Below are 15289 nucleotides of genomic sequence, written 5' to 3'. Positions count from 1 at the left end.
CCAGGGTTCGCTGTGCGTACCCCGGGCAGCTTGCCGGGAATCGACGGGAGTCAGCGTACGACCGTCGATGACCCGAAATATAGGAGGAACGGCAGTGCTCCGGCCAGGAGGAACGGGCCGAGCGGGATGTCCCCGCTCGCGCCCTGCTTCCCGACGATTCTCGCGGCCCCGACAACGGTGCCGCCGAGGAGCCACCCCGCTGCGAGGCCGGCCCAGACAGCCTCCCAGCTGATCCAGCCGAGTCCAGTTCCGAGCAGTCCTGCCAGCTTCATGTCGCCGCCGGCAATTCCGCCCAGGGCGTACAGAGCTCCGTTGACAGCCAAGGCGACGGCCATCGCCGAGGCTGCTCGCGCAAAGTTGCCGCCATGAGCATTCAGAGCAGCGTCGGCCCCCAGCGAGATTCCTAGAACCGCGAATGCCGTGCCTAAAAGAATATTCGGCAGTTTGTGCACGAGCAGGTCGATTGTTGCCAGCGGCACACCGAACCCGCCAATGCCGCTGTACGCGACCAGTTCCAGGGACCAGTCGAAGCGGCACGCGAGTGCGGCGAACACGATGGCTGTCACGGCTTCGAGCAAGCCAAGGGGCGGCGGTGCTGTGGCGGGCTCGCTCGCAGCGGCATATCGGATGACTATCGGGCGCAGCATCAACGCGAGCGCTGCGCCAACGAGTGCCCAGCCCAGGACCGCAGCGGTCTGCATGGCGATTATGGCCCGTAAGTATTCGAAGTTTTCGGGCGAGGCTGGTTCACGAGGTGCCCCCAATCAGCGCTGAGTAGCTCGTCATCAGCACTACCAGATTTACTACTCGCCAGTTGGGAAACTCGCACATTGCTAGTTCGAATGGGTGAACGTTGAAGGCAGAGTACCATTCCGACTTCCGGGTCGGTACTTCCACACCTTGCAGTCAGTATGGGTACGCAAGGTAGACCTGAGCCAGGGCACTCGGCAGAAGTTCGAGTGAGAGGAGTGGAGGGGTGGAGTCCGTGGTCTCCCAAAGGGCATGTCGGCCAGCAGCGGTGTTTTCGAGCGTCATCGTCGCTGCCTTGGCGGCTGGATGCAGCGCGGGCTCGCCGTCCGATCCTGCTCCCGCTGGCTCCTCCGAAGCTCCTGGAGCGCCTACGTCGGCAGCCGCACCGCCAGCGTCGACAGCACCGGCTGACGCCGCACGTCAAGGAGCGGTGGCGGCATACCTCGGGATGTGGGAAGACATGGCCGCCGCGGCGAAGACATCAAACTGGCAGGACCCGCGCTTAGGGCAGCACGCCACTGCCACGGCACTGACCAACATCACCCGCGGCCTGTACGCGGACAAGGCGAATGGTCTCGTGACCAAAGGGCAGCCCAAGAACTCACCCAAGGTGTCATCCGTCGAGCCGCCCACAGACCCGACAAAGGTGATCGTCGCTGACTGCGGCGACGACAGCAATTGGCAACATTATCGTGCGGACAACGGACAGCCGGCCAACGACGGCCCGAGCGGACGTCGGCAAATCAATGCCGTTGTCGAACGGCAGGGAGACGGCGCATGGCGGGTTACCGACTTCGGAATTCACGAGGTCGGGTCATGTTGAGGAGAGCTGCGCTGATTGCGGGGACGACCGGATCGCTGGTGCTCGCAGGAGCAGCCCCGGCGTTGGCGGGCGGCCCTTGGGGATCTGCGGATTGCCAGCAGACTCCGTCCCCGGCGTGCCAGCTCGGCGCGGGCCAAGGCGGTACTGACGGCACCCCCGGGCGAGTCCCGTCCGGCCCCGGCAGGAATCCGGGCCGACAGGGCGGAGGTCAACACGATGACCAGCCGGACACCGGCGACCGAGTGATCGGCCCGAACGACAAGAGCGCCGACTGCGGATACCAGCGCTCGGACTACCGGCCCCCGGCGGGTGGAACGATCACCGCCGCCTATCGGCCATCCGACCGGGAACGCGGCACTGAGGTCCGGCCTGCGGTGTTTCGCCTGGCGAGCGTGCGGACGGCACCGTTGGTGCACACCGCCGCGCGGCCTCTGCAGGCGCAAGCCAGCCCTGGTCAGGGACCGGGCGCGTGGTACCTGTACAAGTGCTCCGGCCCTGGCTTCTCGGATGCGCTGTACCGGACGCCGATCTGGATTCCAGACAGCCAAGCGCCTGGTCCGGCTCCGCTGCCGTCGCCTGCGGAACTAGCGCAGGCCGCGCGCAACCAGCTCCGATTGCCGAGCCCCACGATCGCGGCGAACCCGCGCCGAGATCAGCTGGTGGCCCTGCCGACGTGGTTGTGGTTGTCGAGCGGCTGGGATCAGCAGTCGGCCACGGCCTCCGTCCCCGGGGTCTCGGTGACCGCGGTCGCGAAACCGACCTCGCTCGTGTGGTCGATGGGCGACGGATCGAAGGTGACGTGCGGCAGCGGCGGCACCCCGTTCCCTGCCAAGGGCGATCCGAAGGCAGCGTCGCCGGACTGCGGTCACACCTACCGGACGTCCTCGGCCGGGCAACCGAACAACGCATATCCGGTCACAGCCACCGTGCACTGGGCGGTCTCATGGTCCGGGGCTGGCCAATCCGGAACATTCCCCGACATGACGACCACAGGCAACGCGGCGTTCCGCGTGGCGGAGAGCCAAGCGCTCAACACCGGCGGACGGTGATCCGCAACGGGGCACGCGCTCCGCGCTGACAACCACAGAACTCAGTCCGAACAGCCACCGCGCCGCAGACGGCGTCGCGGCGCGGTGGCGCCATGCCTGAAACCAGAAGGGAGGCCGGTCATGAGCACACCCCCCTCGACACGCACGGACACCGCTGGCACGGCGACCGCGCCACCGGACGCCTGGGCCCAGCGGGGAGGCAAACAGGAGCCGCCGTCGCGCTGGAAGACCGTTCGCCCGTCTCGGCGGATTCCGTACCTGCTGCTCGGTGTCGTGTTAGTGATCGCCTGCGCCGCCGCGGCGGTGATCGTGTCCATCCAGCTTGACAACCGACAGCCGGTTCTGGTGTTGGCTCGTCCGGTCACCGTCGGCCATCTGTTGTCCGCACCGGACTTTCGGCAAGTCTCCGTGTCTGCCGATGTCGGGCTCGACGCAGTACCGGCCGCCGAGTCGTCCACTGTGGTCGGTCGCCCTGCGGCGTTCAGCTTGCCTGCCGGCACACTCCTGACCCGTGGCTCGCTGGGGCCGCCGGCGATCCCGGTTGACGGCCAGGCAATTGCCGCGGTGGCATTGAAAGCCGGACAGTTCCCGCCAGCGCTCGCACCTGGTGCGCGGGTCGCTGTACTGGTGTCTTCTGGTTCAGCTTCGACCGGGACAGCGAGTAGTAATCCCGGACAGGTTGCGGTTCCGATCGCGCAGTGGACTGCGACGGTGAGCGATGTCGGTGCGGGCCCGGACCCGCAGAGCACGGTGGTCTCGTTGCAGTTGCCAGAGGCGAACGCCCGCCAGCTCGCCGCCGCTCCGGCAGGCCAGGTCAGTCTCGTCGCATTGAGCGGAGGCGGCGGCTGATGTTGATCGCTCTGTGTTCGCTGAAGGGGTCGCCCGGGGCGACGACCGCCGCTCTCGCGCTGGCGGCGCGATGGCCGGCCGAGCAGACACCGGTCGTGGTCGAGTGCGATCCTGCGGGCGGAGACCTGGCCGCGCGGTTCCGGCTGCCCTCAGCGCCTGGGCTGGTGAGTTTGGCAGCCGCAGCACGCAAGAGCGCGGAGGCGTCGGTGCTGTGGCAGCACGTCCAACGCCTGCCGGCTGGACTTGGGGTGATCGCCGGTCCGGTTGGTGCGGAGCAAGCTCGTGCTGCCTTGGGCGTTCTCGCGCCACGGGGCGCTTCGGTCTTGCGCGCCGCAGGTGATCAGCCTGGCGTGGTGGTGCTGGCCGACTGCGGTCGAACAGCCCCTGATTCACCAGCTCTGCCGATCATCCGGGCGGCTGATGCGATGGTGCTCCTGGCTCATGCCCGCGATGACGAGCTGTCTCATGTCGCCGGCAAGCTCCGAACCGCGGCGACGTGGAATTCGCGACCAGGCTTCGTTCTTGTCGGTGACGGCTATGCCACGGCCGAGGTCGAACACGAACTCCAGATCGGGGTCTTGGGCAGGCTTCCTCACGACCCCAAGGGCGCTGCGGTGCTGTGCGGGTACAGCCGGAACGGGCCGAGTCCGGACCGCTCGGCGCTGGGGCGTGCGGCGTTGCGGCTGGCGCACGGGCTCGCCTCGGCGCGACGTCTGCATGCTGCGGCGAATGCGCCAGCAGCCTTCGGTGCCCGAGCGAACCACTCTCGTGGTCCAGTCGCCACGCCGCTGTCTCTGCATCGAGCGCGGTCGTCGACGAACGGGACGCGCCCATGACCTCGCCGCACATCTACCCGGGCCAGCAAGCCTCACCTAACGGTGTGTCGATGCCACCGAACCTGCCACCGCCCACCTCTTCATTTCCAGGGCCGACGAGCGTTCCTGGCGTCGACCCTCGCCACGCCGCGGCCGTGGATCGGCTGCGCGTTCATCTTCGCCGAGAACTGTCTCGGCAGTTGTCCACCCGTATGCAGGCCGACGACGATGCCGGCCGTCCTGCGATGGAACCGGGCGAGCGGCGTCGGATGGCGCAGGCGATTCTCGCTGATGCCGCGGAAAAGCAAGCACAGCACGAACTTGACACCGGCGGGGCGGTAGTGCCGCAGGACGTCGAGCAACGTGTTGTTTCCGCTGTGTTGGACGAGATCTTCGGTATGGCTGGCCTCGAGCCGTTGCTCGCGAATCCGGACATCGAGAACGTCAACATCAACGGGGACCGAGTGTTCGTGCGTTACGCCTCAGGCCTGCGGGAACGCCTGCCTCCGATCATCGGCTCTGACGCCGAACTGGTGGATCTGATCCGCGATCTCGCCGCACGCTCCGGTGTGGAGGAACGGCGCTTCGACCGCGGCAGTCCGATCGTCAACTTCTCCTTGCCTGGCGGCGAACGTGCGTCGGCGGTGATGGCGGTGACGGCCAGGCCGTCGCTTTCGATCCGCCGTCATCGGTTCGCTCGAGTAACGTTGCGGGAACTGCGGGAGAACGGAACGGTCGACCTGGCGCTGGAGAACTTTCTCACGGCGATGGTGCGGGCACGCAAGAATGTGCTGGTGACCGGCGGCGTCGCGATCGGCAAGACGACCCTGCTGCGAGCGTTGGCCTCGGCAATCCCGCCGCACGAACGGCTCGTTACCATCGAGGACGTCTTCGAACTGGGACTCGACCACGACCCTGGTCATCCGGATGTCGTCGCGATGCAGGCGCGCGAAGCCAACGTCGAGGGCCAGGGCGAGATTTCACAGTCCGAGCTGGTGTGGCAGTCCCTGCGAATGAGTCCGGACCGGGTCATTGTCGGCGAGGTTCGCGGCCCGGTCGTCATTCCGCTCACCAACGCGATGTCCATGGGCAACGACGGCTCGATGGGCACGCTGCATTCGTCCCTGTCCAGCGGTGTGTTCACGAAGCTCGCCGCCTACGCGGTCCAAGGGCCTGAACGCCTTTCGCTGGAGGCCACGAACCTGCTGGTTGCTTCCGCGCTGCACTTCGTGGTCCATCTGGAGAAGCCCCGGGGCGAGGACGGCAAGCGAGTCGTGTCCTCAATCCGCGAAGTCGTCGGTGCGGACGGCACTCAAGTGATTTCGAACGAGGTGTGGCGCCCAGGGGCTGATTTCCGCGCGATTCCCGGCATTCCGCTGCGGACGGCCACGGTGGACGACCTTGTCGACGCGGGCTTCGACCCGGATCTGTCGGGCCGGGCTGAAGGGTGGTGGAAGCCGTGACTACGACCACCGCGTTGATGGCACTGCTCGGAATTGGTGTCGAACTCGGTCTGCTGCTGATTGTGGCCGCCTGGCGGGGCGTCACTGTGCGCTGGCCTCGTTGGAGCCGGCGCAACAGAGGACAGACCGGACGGGATCCGCTCCGGACGCGGTGGCTGCTCGCGGCCGCGGCAGTGGGCATCGTGGTCGCCATCGCCACGGGATGGCTTGTCGGGGGCGTGCTGGCGGCAATGGCGACCTGGGGCTTGCCGCGGGTGCTCGGTTCGGACAAACAACATGCCCGAACTGTGGCTCGCATCGAGGCGATCGCGTCGTGGAGCGAGATGCTGCGCGACACACTCGCTGCGGCGGCGGGGTTGGAGCAAGCCATCGTTGCCACTGCGGAGACCGTGCCCGAGGCGATTCGCCCGGAGATTCACGAGCTGACGTTCCGTCTCGAACGCGGCGACCGGCTAGCTGCCAGCCTGCGGCACCTGGCCGATCAGCTCGCTGATCCGACGGCCGACCTGCTGATCAGCGCTCTGGTGCTGGCCTCGGAGAAGCAAGCGCGTCAGCTGGCCGAATTGCTCGGCGAACTCGCGACCGAGACTCGTGAGCAGGTGTCCATGCGGCTGCGGGTGGAAGCTGGCCGCGCTCGCACCCGGACCAGCGTCCGGATGATTGTCGGAGTCACGTTGGCGTTCGCCGCCGGGTTGACCGCGCTCAACCGCGGTTACCTGGCTCCCTTCGACTCAGCCTTCGGACAGATCATGCTCGCCGTCGTCGGTGCGCTCTTCACGCTGTCGTTTCTGTGGCTCGCCCGCATGGCTCGTTATCAGACCCCAGACCGGTTCCTGACTGACCTTGACGCACTGCGCGGCCGCGACGGCGCGACAGCGTCCACAGGGGAGGGGCAAGCATGATCACCGCATTGGCAATCGGAGCTGGGTTCGGGCTCGGGATTTGGGCCATCCTGGTATGGGCAGTGCCACCGCGTCCCGGTCTGGCCTCACTCCTGCGGCGACTCGACAACACGCCTACGCCAGCACCGATTACGCCACTGGAACGTTCTGGCTGGGCGACCACGCTGGGAAAGCCGTTCGTCGGGCTGTTGACCGCAGTCGGGCTGCCCAGCCCTGTCGTGCGCAAAGACCTCGCCATGACCGGCAGGCCTGTCCCTGCCCACCTGGCTGACAAAGCGGCACTCGCGATTGCCGGGCTCTTGCTGCCGACGCTCGTCTCGGTCGCGCTTGCGCTGCTGGGCATGCCCCTGGCTTGGGAGGTATCGCTGATCGCGAGCTTGCTTACCGGGTTCATCGGATTCTTGCTGCCCGACATCACGGTTCGGCGCGCCGCCGCGCGCCGACGGGCTGACTTCCGCCTCGCGCTGAGCGCCTATCTGAATCTGATTCGGGTCACTCTCGCTGGGGGTGCCGGAGTGGAAGGCGCTCTTACTGACGCAGCCACGGTTGGCCGTGGCCGCTCGTTCAACCAGATCCGACGTGCGCTGACGATCGCAAAAGTCACCCGCGTCACCCCGTGGGCCACCCTTCGCGCACTCGGGGCCGAACTTGACATCCGCGAGCTCGCCGAACTGTCCGCGTCAGTCAGCCTTGCAGGCACGGAGGGCGCCCACGTCCGCGCGTCCTTGCAAGCCAAGGCATCCGCACTGCGGACACGGGAACTCACCGAAGCCGAGGGCGACGCGCAAGCTGCCACCGAACGGATGAGCCTGCCCGTGATTGTGCTCTTCATCGGTTTCCTCTTGTTCATCGGCTACCCGGCTGTGGCTGCCGTGCTAGGAGGGGTTTGAAAGCCAGGTATCGGTAATCGACACTTATGGGAGGAAACAATGTTGACGCCAATTGTTCTCTTGTGGAGCTTCGTCAAGGACCACGTGCGGCGCCTGCGTGAAGACGAAGGTGGGTACACCACGGAAACCGTACTCGTCACCGCCGCGCTCGTCGCTCTGGCCTTGGTCGTGATCGCTTTGCTGGTGAAAGTGGTCACCGATAAGGCCAACAGCATCCACATGTGAGTCCGCCGATGTGGATCGATGGTGACAGCTCGCCGAAGGCGACAACATCTACGACGCCACGGCTGTTGATGCGTGGAGGGTTGCGTCAAATCTTGGCGGACGAGCGTGGCGCGGCCACGGCAGAACTCGTGCTCGCTACGCCTCTGTTGCTGCTTCTGATCATGTCGATCGCGCAGTTTGCGTTGTGGATGCACGCTTCCCATATTGCTCAAGCCGCCGCATCTCAAGCCCTGTCGACTACGCGAGTGCTGGGCGGGACTACCGCGCGCGGGCAGATCGAGGCCAACCAGATTCTCCAGCAACTCGGCAGTGGCCCGCTGCGCGATCCGCGCGCCATCGTGAGTCGAAGCCCGGACCGGGCGGCAGTGCACGTGGAAGGCAGCGTGATCCAAGTCGTTCCTTTCCTGACACTGACTGCCGAGGGTGACGCTGTGGGTCCGGTCGAACGCTTTCGCTCCGGAGCCCAGCCGTGAGCGCGCGGCGAGTCCGTTATGGACAGCGGTTGCGCTCGCTCCGTGACGACGAGCGAGGATCGGCCGCCGCGGAGTTGGTCCTGCTCACTCCGGGTCTGATCATGATGCTCCTGTTCATCGTCTTCTGCGGACGAATGGCGGATGCCACCCTGCGGCTTGAAGACGCAGCTCACCAAGCAGCACGTGCGGCGTCTCTCGCGCGTAACGTGACCAACGCTCGGAACGACGCTCACGCCACTGCGTCCGCAGCGCTGGCCAATGCCGGCATCACGTGCCGGAGTCTGGCCGTTACCGTCAATACCGCGGGATTTCAGCCAGGGGCCACCGTCAGCGTGGAAGTCACCTGTACGGCGGGACTGTCAGACCTCGCGCTCCTCGGAATGCCGGGAAGCATTCAGCTCTCCGCGTCATTCTCGTCCCCTGTGGACACATACCGCGGCGTCGCCGCCAATGCCGGGGGTACCTGATGTTCGGCACCTTGACCGTCCGGCTGCGACGTCTGCGCGCGGATGAAGACGGACGAGTCACCGCATTCGTCGTCGTGCTGGTCACCGCAATCATCGCATTCAGCGGACTGGTACTCGACGGCGGCCTTGCCCTGGCCGCGAAAATTCGCGCGATCGGCGAGGCGCAAGAGGCTGCCCGTGCCGGAGCGCAAGCCATCGACCTGTCCGCCTACCGTTCCAGTGGAGCCCTGCGGTTGGTGCCCAGACAAGCAACCATTCTGGCGCGCCAGTATCTTGCTGCCACCGGTGAAAGTGGCAGTGTGTCTGTAGCTGGCAACACCGTCACTGTGACCGTGACTGTCAGCCAGCCAACCCAACTACTCGGGTTCGTCGGGATCGGTTCGATCACTGTTACCGGCACAGGACAGGCTCAGCCGCAACGAGGAATGTCCGGCGAAGACCGTGGACTCGTGGTCTCGGAAGGGATTCCCGGTTCGAGCGGAACCATGGGCAGCAGACGATCGCCGCTCAAATTCCCTTGCTGCAGCTTCTTTTCAGCCGCCGTCGAGAGGAAGCCGCGATGAAAGGCCACAGGCAGTCCGCCGCGGCGAAGCCGGTGAGAGTCGTGACGTTCGTCGACGGACCGGACTCCGTGCTGTTGAACCCGTACGTCCCGCCGTCGCGGTGGCGCGCCGAACGCGTCCGCGCCGCGCTGCACCCACAGGTCGTGATCGGTGTGCTGGGCGGTATTGCCTTGACCGCCGTCGCAGTGAGCTCGGACCTGGGCGTTGCCTTGGTCTGCGCCGGAGTTCTCGCGGCGGGAATGGGCGTGGTAATCGGCTGGGATCGTGCCGCCGGATTGCTCACCGAGCATGACCACGACCCTGCCTCCTCGTGCCGGCTGGAACGCCGACGGGGCGAGTTCTTCTTCCGCAGCCGCGACTTCACCGGCCTCGGCGCAACCGATACCGCAGCGCGTGCCATGATCACGGGCGTGGACGAGCTGCGCCGCAGCCCGGCCCGTGCCTGGCTTGGCTCCACTGTCCCACGCGAGATGCATTGCATCGTGTGGCAGACACTCCAGTTCCTGGACCGCACCCGCGCAGCCCGCAGCCTCGCCGACGAACTCGCCGGCGCGCCCAAGTCCGCAGTCGGCGAGCTGGGTGCCGTGGCACGCGAGGCGGTTGCTGAGATCGAGGACGTCCTTAACGAGGTCTTGCTTCACATGCGCAGCTGCCTCGTGTTGACTCGGGCATGGGAAGCGAAGCTTCGGCATGCCAAGCTGGCTGCAGGCACTGAGGCAGCCCTTGCCGCCTTGCCCGAGCACTGCGAGGCCCAACAGTTGTTGCATACCGCGGAAACGTTGGCGCAGCACATGTTCAGCGGCATCACCGCTGCCCGCGACGTCGTTGACGCCGGAAGGTTTCCGTGGGAACAGCCGGTCGAGTCGTGGCCGTCGTCAGAGGGGCATTGCCGATGAGTGCGTTGTCGAGGAATGCCCGTATCACCTGCTGTGGACCGACAGCGGCGAAACCCCGTCGCAACGACGTGCCGCCGAAAGCTGAAAGTGCCGCGCGTCAACGGAGAAGGGAGAAAAATGGCCACCGGTGAGGAGATCGAGCGCCGCGTCGAGGAAGTCGACTCTGCTCGCAGCGCACGACGATCAGCCGCAGCAAAGCAGGTCGGTGACCTCGCGGAGAGGCGATCGGAGATCGCTGGCCAGCTCGCCGCGATCGAAACGCAACTCGGCAAAACCTTGGCCGCTGCCAACGACGTTATTAGCATCGACGAGCTTGCGCAGTTCACCGATGTATCTGCCACTGACCTGGCTCGTTGGTTCGATGGTCAGAAACCCCTTCGCGTCAAAAGCCAGCGATCGAAGGCCAGTGCGGCAGCTGCGAAGGCGGGTCCGAACCACCGGCCAGAATCGACGAAAAGGACAGCAGTCCATAAGTCATCTGCGGCGTCAGAGGTGGGAGCGACTAGCGCCACTACGACGGAGGCGCGTGCACCTGTCCCGCCAACGGTGACCTGACCTCGCTACTCGGCGCGGCACAACTGTGCCGACGCTGGTGGATACCACATCGAGCACGATTTCCACATCGCCACGAAAACGGGCAAGTCATGACCGCGACATCAGAATCAGCGCAACGGAAACCGGCCCGACCATTCGCCGCTGGTCACCGTTCCTGGTTGGTCCTCGCCGCCACGGTCCGAGTGCTTGCCCGTGCTCTTCGCGCTCTGCTGGCAGTCGTCGTCTTGCTTGCTCTGATTGGCGGCTTGCCTACGGCACTCGTTCAATTCATCGGCTGGCCATTGCCCGACCACTTGCCTGCCTGGGACGAAATCCAGAACACCCTGCTCGCGCCGATGTCACCTCAGTTCCTGCTCGACGCCCTGGCTTGCGCGTTGTGGCCCTTGTGGGCCCGGTTCACGTTCGACGTGCTGGCCGCGATCCCGGACGTGGTTCGCTGCGCGCCTTGGCAGCGCTCAGGGGGAAGCGTCCGGGATGGCCCGCTACACGCAGCCGCGGGCGTGCTGGTCGGGACGATCGTGTTCTCCATCCTCAGCAGCCGGACAAGCGCCCCGACCACAACGACACAGGCTGCCGCGCTCGAACCCTCCGCAGACGGACGCACCACCATCGCGACGGCGGTTCACCGTTCTGAGATCCTGTCGACAAATAGACCCGCGATCGTCACCGCCGCGGCGCATACTCGAGCTGCCACGGCGAGCCAGCAGGACATGGAAACTGTGCGGCCACCTGAACACGGTGTGCACGACAGCCTGTGGCGGGTCGCTCAACGCTGCCTTGGCGACGGCAATCGCTGGCCGGAGATCTGGAAGCTCAACCGTGGCACCACGCAGATCGACGGGACGGTGTTCACCACGCCGAGTCTCATTCGGCCAGGTTGGCAACTGCGGTTGCCCGCGCTGACATCCGTCTCTCCCGCGCCGCCCCCTGTCGCAGAGCACCCCAGCCCGCCCGATCGGCCACAGGCACCTGGCCCCGACACACAAGCCCCTTCAACCCCGCTGCCGTCCGTTCCTTCGCCGCCAGCCAAAGCCGCTCCTGCCGCTGCCGTTCCTGGCATTGGGATCTCATTGCCCACCGGTGCTTTTGTCGGCCTGGGACTTGCCGCGCTGATCACTGTCGCGATGATAAGTGTGCGGCTGCACCGCCGAAGCCGTTATCGGCCCAGTGCAGCCGAACCTGATGATCCGGGCGGGGCCCCGGTCGTACGTGCTCTGCGGATCGCATACGACTACGCAACGCTGCCCCACGACGGCGAGAATGCGTCGCGCATCTCGCAGCAGCCCTCCGGTTTCGCGCGGCCTGCTGACCTCGATGCGCGTGACCGCGCGCAGGCCACCGCGCGCGCAGCGTTGCCCACGCAAGAGACGACCGTGCTCGGCCTCCGCGAGGGACAGGCTGTCGCGCTTGACCTCGCCCGCAGCTGCGGGCTCGGACTCATCGGCCCCGGTGCCCACGCCGCTGCGCGTGCCCTGATCGTCGCCCTGCTCGCGCCAGCGGTGAACGGTGGCCAAGGTGCATTCGTGGTCATTCCTGCCGCTGACGCCGAAACCCTGTTCGGTACCGACCTGCCTCTGGGGGCGCCTGCCCGGCTCCGCATCGTTGACGACCTGCCGGCCGCGCTGTCAGTCCTGGAAGCAGAACTCCTCACACGCGTCCGCGACGACGAAGCCGACCAGGAGCATGACGCCGACGACAGGGCGCATGCGGTGCTGGTCGCAACGCCCGCGGGAGATGTCGAGCGACGAATGCAGGCCATCCTCGACAACGGCGCCGGTCTCGGCTTGGCCGGCGTGCTTCTCGGCCAATGGCGTCCCGGCGGCACCGCGCGCGTCCGCAACGACGGCACCATCGGAGCGACCAGCCCGACTCTCGCCGATGCTCTGGGCGGTGCCCGCTTGTTCACCCTGCCCGGAACCGACACCACAGAGCTGCTCGCCCTCCTCCACGCCGCAGAACCGGATGACTCGGAGCCGCCCGGACAGCCTGCGGCCGAGACGACCTCCGTGCGCAGGGGCGAAGACGCCCCCGCACGCCGTGCGGCGTTTGCTGCCACCGACGACGCCGGTGCGGACTGCCCGACACACCAGACGAACTTCGAGTTCATCACCGGCGGGGCGCACGAACCAGCACCCGTAATGTCAGCATTGCCAGCCTCGCCACCGGCGCGCCGCGCGATCGACATTGCTTCCCCGGACGCCACCACCGAGCAGGAAACCCCCGAACTTCCGCCCAACAACGATCCTCGACCCCCGCCGCGTGCCCCTATCCCACCGCGAACAGCCGGCTCATCGAAGGACGGGAAGCCCGCGACCTCTCGGGCAGGCGACGAGCAATCGACCGGTCGTCCGTTGCTGCAAACACCCGCCCACGCCTCCGTGCAGCTCAGCGCCGACGAGGACACGCCGCTGCATCTGCAGGTGCTCGGCCGACTGCGCCTGATGCGCGTTGAACCGAATCCCACCGATCTCATCGAGTGTCTTGCGCCGCGCCAGCGCGAAGTCCTCGTTTACCTCGCGCTGCACCCCGAGGGCGCCCGTCGCGAGGTGCTCGCCGCGGCGCTCTGGCCCGACGCACCAGGCGATCGCCCCTACAATTCTTTCCACGCAACCCTTTCCCAGTTGCGCCGTGGACTGCGTACTGCGACAAGGAATGAGATCACCAACATCACCGCTAACGACGACGGGCACTACGCGCTCGACCGCTCCGTAGTCACGGTGGACCTCTGGGAGGTGTTCGACGCGCTCGCCCTAAGCCGCCACGCAGCAATCGGGACCGACGCGGAAGCCACCTTGCGACGCGTGGCCGAGCTGTACCGAGGCGACCTCGCTGACAGTATCTCCGCAGACTGGATCGACGGACCACGCGAAGCAATACGCCGCGAAGTCCTCGACGCACTCAGCGCCTTGATCCGCACAATCGGCGATGGTGACCCGAAGCAAACGCTCGCACTGCTCGAACAGGCCCGCAGCCTCGATCCGTACAACGAGGCCATTTACCGAGACCTGATGCGAATCCAAGCTCGGCTTGGCCAGTACGACAGCATCTCGCGCACGTTGAGCCTCCTGACCAACTCGCTAGCTACGCTGGACCAGCGTCCTGGCCGCGACACCATCGGGCTCGCCGACTTCTTGCGCCAGCCTCGTGGCAGCCAACGACGAGGCCGAGAAGCGAGCTGAGCGGCAGTTCCCGGTCAGCTACCTGCGTCCGGGCGTGGGGCTAGTCATCGTCCCTCAGCATCATGGTCGCGTTGCTGCGCACGTGGATCTCATCGTCAACCAGGACAGCCACTACCGGCTTGACCAGAACGATCCTGACCGCCGACCTCTGGCGGGCTCCAGGACGCGATTACCGCCAGTCGCCAGGCCTCGGCAACGGCCGTCGCGGCGACGAGCCGTGTCGCCGAGCGGTACCGCGGAGGCCTTGCCGAAGGCATCTCCGCGGAATGGATCGACGGGCCCTGCGACGTCCTCGGCGCACTCAGCACTTTGGTTCGCAAGATCAGAAACCGCAGCCCCGGACAGGCACTCGCCCTGCTGGAACAAGCCCGCCACCTGCATCTGCTCACGCATCATTGGCCGACCTCGACCAACGCCCCGCCCCAAGCGCAGCCTTGTGGACGCCCTGCAGCAGCCGAGAAATCACATATCCCACTGGGCAAGCCAGCTTAATCAGCCCAGTGCCTCGCGCAGCGGATAACCGTGATTCCATCGCGAACCCAACTATCGAAGGCTATCAAACGCGAGCCAACCTCGTTATACTGTGCTGATTCCTCGCGGATACTTTGAGCGTCGTGACGTGAACGTATTTGTGTGATTCCGGGAGACAGCGGAGGCGATCCGCGGCGTGGCCCGAGGCCAGTGCTCTGCAGCGTGTACAACCAGCACGGAGCCGGCGGCGAGCCCGTACGCCTCTCGCCCGTCCATCTTCCTCTCCACCTTCCTCTGCGTCTTCTTCTTCGGACTCCTCTTAGAGAGGAGTCGGGACGTCAAAGCCTTGTTGCAGATCAAGGCTAGGCGGCCCCTTCCTCCGTGTCCTCCGACTTCGGTGCCGGCAGGCACGTGAACAGTCGGCTTGGGTGCCGTGTTGGCTATCTGATGCTCGCACCGCCTTCCGTCCGCAAGTTCCGTTGTGCTGTAGCCATCTTCTTCTTCATTCTCATTCGTCACAGCTTTTCTTCCATTCTTCCTTCTTTTTCATCCTAAGTGACTGCATAGCTCTTTCCCTCTTTTCCTTGCCCGCAAGATAAAACCTAACGATACAGAAATATGACCTCATAGATGTTGACAACCACATAAACGGCGTGGCTGCAAGTGGTGTGATTCGAAAACGGCAAGATATCCAAAGAGAAATTCGTACCGAATCCAAGCTGTGCGGGTTGCGGGCGCGGGCGCTGGCTGCCGCTGTGCGGGTTGCGGGCGCGGGCGCTGGCTGCCGCTGTGCGGGTTGCGGGCGCGGGCGCTGGCTGCCGCTGTGCGGGTCCTTCTCTTCCTCTGCGTCTTCCCAGCTCAAGGGCCTGGCCGGCCCTGGGCAGGGGGTCGATGCCGAAGGTAACGGCGAGATAACGGA

At 65.9% G+C, this 15289-nt stretch carries 15 protein-coding genes; 13 read left to right on the top strand and 2 right to left on the bottom strand.

Features of this window, described 5'->3' with window-relative positions; translation table 11 throughout:
• Window positions 1-50 precede the first annotated feature (50 nt).
• Window positions 51-701, bottom strand: coding sequence for an A24 family peptidase (locus H5411_RS16640; RefSeq protein ID WP_051165943.1), 651 nt, complete (start codon window positions 699-701; stop codon window positions 51-53).
• 479 nt (window positions 702-1180) lie between these two features.
• Between H5411_RS16640 and H5411_RS16635 the strand changes: the two genes are divergently transcribed.
• The 3 genes from H5411_RS16635 (at window position 1181) to H5411_RS16625 (ending at window position 3471) form a co-directional block, all read left to right on the top strand.
• Window positions 1181-1573 (top strand): hypothetical protein, encoded by a 393-nt coding sequence (locus H5411_RS16635; RefSeq protein WP_235079095.1) that lies wholly within the window; start codon window positions 1181-1183, stop codon window positions 1571-1573.
• Window positions 1574-1965: 392 nt separating this feature from the next.
• Window positions 1966-2622 carry a hypothetical protein gene (locus H5411_RS47590; RefSeq protein ID WP_235079097.1) on the top strand — a complete coding sequence of 219 codons (657 nt, stop codon included), beginning with the start codon at window positions 1966-1968 and terminating at the stop codon, window positions 2620-2622.
• Between the two features lie 279 nt (window positions 2623-2901).
• A complete protein-coding gene (locus H5411_RS16625) occupies window positions 2902-3471 on the top strand; it encodes an SAF domain-containing protein (protein WP_220817025.1) in 570 nt (189 codons plus the stop codon).
• 389 nt (window positions 3472-3860) lie between these two features.
• Here the strand turns inward: H5411_RS16625 and H5411_RS16620 are convergent, their stop codons facing one another.
• Window positions 3861-4067: a hypothetical protein gene (locus tag H5411_RS16620; RefSeq protein ID WP_143271435.1), complete on the bottom strand. Its 207-nt coding sequence runs from the start codon at window positions 4065-4067 to the stop codon at window positions 3861-3863.
• Window positions 4068-4303: 236 nt separating this feature from the next.
• Here H5411_RS16620 and H5411_RS16615 point away from each other — a divergent pair, with 236 nt between their 5' ends.
• The 10 genes from H5411_RS16615 (at window position 4304) to H5411_RS16570 (ending at window position 13899) form a co-directional block, all read left to right on the top strand.
• Window positions 4304-5749, top strand: a complete 1446-nt coding sequence (locus H5411_RS16615) for a CpaF family protein (RefSeq protein ID WP_037359949.1) — start codon at window positions 4304-4306, stop codon at window positions 5747-5749.
• Entirely contained in the window at window positions 5746-6651 is a 906-nt protein-coding gene (locus tag H5411_RS16610) for a type II secretion system F family protein (RefSeq protein WP_238604462.1), read from the top strand. Before H5411_RS16615 ends, H5411_RS16610 begins: the two co-directional genes overlap by 4 nt.
• The gene (locus H5411_RS16605; protein WP_037359951.1) at window positions 6648-7541 is read left to right on the top strand and encodes a type II secretion system F family protein; all 894 of its coding nucleotides are present in this window, start codon (window positions 6648-6650) and stop codon (window positions 7539-7541) included. Before H5411_RS16610 ends, H5411_RS16605 begins: the two co-directional genes overlap by 4 nt.
• Window positions 7542-7580: 39 nt before the next feature.
• Window positions 7581-7766 carry a hypothetical protein gene (locus tag H5411_RS16600; RefSeq protein ID WP_037359953.1) on the top strand — a complete coding sequence of 62 codons (186 nt, stop codon included), beginning with the start codon at window positions 7581-7583 and terminating at the stop codon, window positions 7764-7766.
• Window positions 7763-8239, top strand: a complete 477-nt coding sequence (locus H5411_RS16595; RefSeq protein WP_235079100.1) for a TadE/TadG family type IV pilus assembly protein — start codon at window positions 7763-7765, stop codon at window positions 8237-8239. The genes H5411_RS16600 and H5411_RS16595 overlap by 4 nt, the downstream gene beginning before the upstream one ends.
• Window positions 8236-8706, top strand: a complete 471-nt coding sequence (locus H5411_RS16590) for a TadE/TadG family type IV pilus assembly protein (protein WP_268745720.1) — start codon at window positions 8236-8238, stop codon at window positions 8704-8706. The genes H5411_RS16595 and H5411_RS16590 overlap by 4 nt, the downstream gene beginning before the upstream one ends.
• Window positions 8706-9269 carry a TadE/TadG family type IV pilus assembly protein gene (locus tag H5411_RS16585; RefSeq protein WP_308196524.1) on the top strand — a complete coding sequence of 188 codons (564 nt, stop codon included), beginning with the start codon at window positions 8706-8708 and terminating at the stop codon, window positions 9267-9269. Before H5411_RS16590 ends, H5411_RS16585 begins: the two co-directional genes overlap by 1 nt.
• A gap of 41 nt (window positions 9270-9310) precedes the next feature.
• Window positions 9311-10165, top strand: coding sequence for a hypothetical protein (locus H5411_RS16580; protein ID WP_143271436.1), 855 nt, complete (start codon window positions 9311-9313; stop codon window positions 10163-10165).
• A 117-nt stretch (window positions 10166-10282) separates the two neighbouring features.
• A complete protein-coding gene (locus H5411_RS16575) occupies window positions 10283-10720 on the top strand; it encodes a hypothetical protein (protein ID WP_143271437.1) in 438 nt (145 codons plus the stop codon).
• Between the two features lie 158 nt (window positions 10721-10878).
• Window positions 10879-13899: a BTAD domain-containing putative transcriptional regulator gene (locus tag H5411_RS16570; protein ID WP_238604463.1), complete on the top strand. Its 3021-nt coding sequence runs from the start codon at window positions 10879-10881 to the stop codon at window positions 13897-13899.
• The last annotated feature ends 1390 nt before the right edge of the window (window positions 13900-15289 follow it).

This window comes from Amycolatopsis echigonensis (assembly GCF_014174495.1).
In the GTDB taxonomy this organism is placed as follows: domain Bacteria; phylum Actinomycetota; class Actinomycetes; order Mycobacteriales; family Pseudonocardiaceae; genus Amycolatopsis; species Amycolatopsis echigonensis.
The sequence above is the reverse complement of the archived record's forward strand: the minus strand, read 5'-3'. Positions and strand labels throughout refer to the sequence as shown.